Consider the following 5,779-nt stretch of genomic DNA (forward strand, 5'->3'; position numbering starts at 1 on the left):
CGGACGCCGGGCCGCGCACCGGTTCGGGGAACGCCGTCAGGTGTGGGGTCAGCTCGCGGCTGTATCGGCGCCCCAGGTTCGAGCCCGCCCCCGGCACCTTCGCCCGCGCCAACGGGGGAGGCGCCGCCGTCAGAGCAGCCCGCCGCTCCGGACCCGCGCAAGGATCTCGCCGAGCGCATCGCCCAAGAGAAGAAGTGGCGGCAGAACACCAGCCAGTACATCCAGATGGTCGCCCTGCAGTTCCAGGCCACCCGCTGCGACAAGGACGACATCCTGGCCGGCAATGACGACCCCAAGCTTCCGCTGGTCACCTGCTCCACCGACCACAAGACCGCCTACCTGCTGGGACCGTCGATCATCAGCGGCGACCAGATTCAGGACGCCACCTCCGGGATGAACCAGAGCAGCCTGGGCTATGTCGTCGATCTGCAGTTCAAGGGCCCGGCGGCGAACGTGTGGGCGGACTACACCGCCGCGCACACCGGCACCCAGACGGCATTCACCCTGGACTCGCAGGTCGTCAGCGCCCCGATGATCCGGGAGGCGATTCCGGGCGGCCGCACCCAGATCAGCGGCGGTGAGCCGCCCTTCAGCGCCGCGACCGCCAAACAGCTCGCCAACGTGCTGAAGTACGGGTCGCTGCCGCTGTCGTTCGAGTCGTCGGAAGCCCAAACCGTCTCGGCGACATTGGGTTTGACGTCGCTGCGCGCTGGCTTGATCGCCGGCGCGATCGGTCTGGCGCTGGTGTTGGTGTACTCGCTGCTGTATTACCGGGTGCTCGGCTTGCTCACCGCGTTGTCATTGGTGGCCTCCGGCGCAATGGTTTTCGCGATCCTGGTGTTGCTGGGCAGGTATATCAACTACACCCTGGACCTGGCCGGCATCGCCGGTCTGATCATCGGTATCGGGACTACCGCCGACTCGTTCGTGGTGTTCTTTGAGCGCATCAAAGACGAGATCCGGGAAGGCCGTTCGTTCCGCTCGGCGGTGCCGCGCGGTTGGGCGCGGGCGCGCAAGACAATCGTTTCCGGCAACGCCGTCACCTTCCTGGCGGCCGCGGTGCTGTACTTCCTGGCTGTTGGCCAGGTCAAGGGATTCGCCTTCACCCTCGGCCTGACCACGATCCTCGACGTCGTGGTCGTGTTCCTGGTGACCTGGCCGCTGGTGTACTTGGCGTCGAAGTCGCCGAGGTTGGGCAAGCCCGCCTACAACGGGCTGGGCGCCGTTCAGCAGGTCGCACGCGAACGCCGAGCCGCCACCACGGGCGCTGCAAAGACGGGACGGGATAAGTGATGGCGTCCAAACCGAAGACCCTCGAGAGCTCCGCGAGCGAAACGAAAACACCTGCGGTGCAACATAGTTGGCTGTCGCGGCTGTACACCGGAACCGGTGCGTTCGAGGTGGTGGGCCGCCGCAAGCTGTGGTACGGCGTGAGTGGCGCGATGATGGCGATCGCCATCCTGGCAATCCTCATCCGCGGGTTCACCTTCGGTATCGACTTCAAGGGCGGCACCACGGTGTCGATGCCGTCGGTCGGCACCGAGGGCGCGATCAGCGTCACCCAGGTGGAGACCGTCTTCAACAACACCATCGGCAAGGACCCCGAGTCGGTGGTGACGGTCGGCAAGGGTTCCTCGGCCACGGTGCAGATCCGTTCGGAAACGCTGTCCAACGAGCAGACCGAGAAGCTGCGCACGGCGCTGTTCGACGCGTTCCACCCCAAGGGGCCAGACGGTAACCCCAGTAAGAAGGCGATCAGCGACGCGGCGGTGTCGGAGACTTGGGGCGGGCAGATCACCAAGAAAGCGGTGATCGCGCTGGTGGTGTTCCTGGTGCTGGTCGCCGTCTATATCACCGTGCGCTACGAGCGCTATATGACGCTATCGGCGCTGGCGGCAATGATTTTCGACATCACGGTCACCGCCGGCGTCTATGCGCTGGTGGGATTCGAGGTCACCCCGGCCACCGTGATCGGTCTGCTGACCATCCTGGGTTTCTCGATCTACGACACCGTCATCGTGTTCGACAAGGTCGAAGAGAACACCCACGGTTTCCAGCACACCACCAGGCGTACCTTCGCCGAGCACGCCAACCTGGCGGTCAACCAGACATTCATGCGGTCCATCAACACCAGCCTGATCTCGGTGCTGCCGGTGGTGGCGCTGATGGTGGTCGCGGTCTGGCTGCTCGGCGTCGGCACCCTGAAGGACCTGGCCCTGGTCCAGCTGATCGGCATCATCGTGGGCACCTACTCGTCGATCTTCTTCGCCACCCCGCTGTTGGTGACGCTGCGCGAGCGCACCGAGCTGGTGCGCAACCACACCCGCCGGGTGCTGCGGCGGCGTGGGGGCACGGCGGGCACCGAGAAAACAGCCAAGGCGGACACCGCCGCGGATGACGCCGACGAGGCGGTCGACGAGACCGAGGACGCCACCGAGAAGACCGAAAAAGCCACCCGGCCAGCCAAGGCGGCCCCAGACAAGCCCGCAGACAAGCCGGCCGCTGGCAACAAGCCGGCCCCGGGCGCTCGCCCGGTGCGTCCCACCGCTACGCGGCGTCCCACCGGCAAACGAAACGCCGGCAAGCGGTAGCCGATGGCCGCCTGGGGTCGCTGGCGGAAAGCCGCCGTGGTCACGGCCGCGGCGGCAGCGCTGACGTCGTCCACCCTGACCGCGTGTTCGGGCACCGCCGCCGGTCAGGTCGACTACGTCGTCGACGGGGCGCTGTCCAGCTACAACACCAATACCGTGATCGGCGCGGCCTCGGCGGGAGCCCAGGCCTTCGCCCGGACGCTCACCGGCTTCGGCTACCACGGGCCCGACGGACAGGTGGTCGCCGACCACGACTTCGGCACCGTGTCGGTGGTGGGCGGCTCACCGCTGGTGCTGGACTACCAAATCGCCGACAACGCCGTCTATTCCGACGGCAAGCCGGTCACCTGCGACGACCTGGTACTGGCCTGGGCGGCGCAGTCCGGGCGCTTCGGCGGTTTCGATGCCGCCAGCCAGGCCGGGTACGTCGATATCGCCAACGTCGAGTGCACGCCAGGACAGAAGAAGGCCCGGGTCTCGTTCATCCCGGACCGCGGCGTGGTCGACTACACGCAGCTGTTCACGGCCACCTCGATGATGCCGTCGCACGTCATTGCGGACACGCTGGGCACCGACATCACGACCGCCCTGTTGACCAACAAGGCGGCGGTGATCGAACAGGTTGCGCGGCTGTGGAACACCACCTGGGATCTCAAGCCGGGGATCGACCTCAAACGCTTCCCGTCGTCCGGGCCGTACAAGATCGAACGGGTGCTGGACGGCGGTGCCGTCGTGCTGGTCGCCAATGACCGCTGGTGGGGCGCCAGGGCGATCACCAAGCGGATCACCGTCTGGCCGCAGGGCGGCGACATCCAGGACCGGGTGAACAACCGCAGCGTCGACGTGGTCGACGTCGCGGCCGGGTCCTCCGGTGCGCTGGCCACCCCGGACAACTATGAGCGCAGCGATTCGCCGTCGGCCGGGATCGAGCAACTGATCTTCGCCTCGCAGGGACCGCTGGCGGCGCGGCCCGCGCGCACCGCGTTCGCACTGTGCACCCCCCGGGACGTCATCGCCAAGGACGCCGGGGTCGCGATCGCCAACTCGCGGCTGAGCCCGGCGGCCGAGGACGCCGTCGCCGCCGCCGACGGTGTCGCCGAGGCGGCGCAATTCAACCGGGCCGACCCCAACGCCGCGCGCACCGCGCTGGGTAATGCCAAGCTGAACGTCCGGATCGGCTACCGAGGACCGAACGCACGGCTAGCGGCAACCGTCGGCGCCATCGCGTCGTCGTGCGCACCGGCGGGCATCACCGTGACGAACGTGACGCTCGATACCTCGGGACCTCAGGCTTTGCGGGACGGGAAGATCGACGTCCTGGTCGCCAGCACCGGCGGTGCCAGCGGCAGCGGATCCACCGGGTCTTCATCGATGGACGCCTATGCCCTGCACGGCGGCAACGGCAACAACCTGTCGGGCTACGCCAACCCCCAGATCGACGGGATCATCGGGGCGCTGGCGGTCTCGGCGGATCCGGCCGAACGCGCCAGACTGCTCAGCGAGGCCGCGCCGGTGCTCTGGGGCGACATGCCGACCCTGCCGCTGTACCGGCAGCAGCGCACCCTGCTGATGTCGAAGAAGATGTACGCCGTCAGCCGAAACCCGACCCGCTGGGGCGCCGGGTGGAACATGGATAGATGGGCCCTGGTGCAGTGACCGATCTGTCCGCCACGCTGGCGGCGCTGACCAGGGAGGTCGTCGATTTCCCCAAGCCCGGCGTGGTGTTTCGCGACCTGATCCCGGTGTTCGCCGATCGCGACGCGATGACGGCGATCACCGACGCGCTGACCGAGGTGGCCGACGGGGCGGAGCTGGTTGCGGGCATCGACGCGCGCGGGTTGCTGCTGGCCGCGGCCGTCGCGGTCCGCCTCGGCACCGGTGTGCTGGCCATCCGCAAGGGCGGCAAGCTGCCGCCGCCGGTGCTCAGCGAGAACTATCAGCGCGAGTACGGTGCCGCCACCCTCGAGATCCCGGCCGACGGGATCGCGTTGGCCGGCCGGCGCGTGGTGATCATCGACGATGTGCTGGCCACCGGGGGCAGTGTCGGCGCCGCGCAACGGTTGCTCGAGCACAGCGGGGCCACCGTGACATCGGCGGCGGTGGTGGTGGAGTTGGCGGAACTCGGCGGCCGCGAGGCGCTGACGCCGTTGTCGGTGCACAGCCTGAGTCGCGTTTAGTAACCGGAATACCGCGATATCCTCTAGTTCGGAGGTGACGAACGTGGCGGACGACCAAAGCACGCTGCAAGCTGCCCCGCCCACGGAGCCGTTACCCGTCAGCGAAGTGCCGGAGCCACCCGCGGAGCCCGTCAAGACGAGCAGCAGCGCATCGCGACGCGTCCGGGCGCGGCTAGCCCGCCGAATGACCGCCCGCAGCAGCGCCATCAACCCGGTGCTCGAACCGCTGGTGTCGGTGCACCGCGAGGTCTACCCGAAGGCCGATCTGTCGCTGCTGCAGCGCGCCTATGAGGTCGCCGACCAGCGGCACGCGTCGCAGCTTCGGCACTCCGGGGATCCCTACATCACTCACCCGCTGGCCGTCGCCAACATCCTGGCCGAGTTGGGCATGGACACCACCACTTTGGTGGCCGCGCTCTTGCACGACACAGTGGAGGACACCGGCTACACGCTGGAGGCGTTGAGCGAGGACTTCGGCGAAGAGGTCGGTCATCTCGTCGACGGCGTGACCAAGCTGGACCGCGTGGTGCTGGGCAGCGCCGCCGAGGGCGAGACGATCCGCAAGATGATCACGGCAATGGCCCGCGACCCGCGGGTGCTGGTGATCAAGGTGGCCGATCGGCTGCACAACATGCGCACCATGCGTTTCCTGCCGCCGGAGAAGCAGGCCCGCAAGGCCCGCGAGACGCTGGAAGTCATTGCGCCCCTTGCGCATCGGCTGGGTATGGCCAGCGTCAAATGGGAGCTGGAGGACCTGGCGTTCGCGATCCTGCATCCCAAGAAGTACGACGAGATCGTCCGGTTGGTGGCCGGCCGGGCGCCGTCGAGGGACACCTACCTGGCCAAGGTGCGCGCCGAGATCACCAACACCCTGAACGCCTCCAAGATCAAGGCGACCGTTGAAGGTAGGCCGAAACATTATTGGTCGATCTATCAGAAGATGATCGTCAAGGGCCGCGACTTCGACGACATCCACGACCTGGTCGGCATCCGCATCCTGTGCGACGAGAT

5 protein-coding genes are annotated in these 5,779 nt (G+C 67.5%); all 5 read left to right on the plus strand.

What is annotated here, in order from left to right; genetic code table 11:
* A partial coding sequence (secD, locus tag A9X01_RS25990; protein ID WP_253849397.1) for a protein translocase subunit SecD occupies positions 1-1,293 on the plus strand: 1,293 nt, incomplete at its 5' end.
* Positions 1,293-2,591, plus strand: a complete 1,299-nt coding sequence (secF, locus tag A9X01_RS25995; protein WP_065123462.1) for a protein translocase subunit SecF — start codon at positions 1,293-1,295, stop codon at positions 2,589-2,591. The genes secD and secF, both read left to right, overlap by 1 nt.
* Positions 2,592-2,594: 3 nt before the next feature.
* A complete protein-coding gene (locus A9X01_RS26000) occupies positions 2,595-4,247 on the plus strand; it encodes an ABC transporter substrate-binding protein (RefSeq protein WP_065123463.1) in 1,653 nt (550 codons plus the stop codon).
* Complete coding sequence (locus tag A9X01_RS26005) at positions 4,229-4,768, plus strand: adenine phosphoribosyltransferase (protein WP_065123464.1); 540 nt, start codon at positions 4,229-4,231, stop codon at positions 4,766-4,768. The genes A9X01_RS26000 and A9X01_RS26005 overlap by 19 nt, the downstream gene beginning before the upstream one ends.
* 43 nt (positions 4,769-4,811) lie before the next feature.
* Positions 4,812-5,779: HD domain-containing protein (locus A9X01_RS26010; RefSeq protein ID WP_155772296.1), on the plus strand; the 968-nt coding region annotated here is incomplete at its 3' end.

The sequence above is a fragment of the Mycobacterium asiaticum genome (assembly GCF_001668675.1).
GTDB classification, from domain to species: domain Bacteria; phylum Actinomycetota; class Actinomycetes; order Mycobacteriales; family Mycobacteriaceae; genus Mycobacterium; species Mycobacterium asiaticum_D.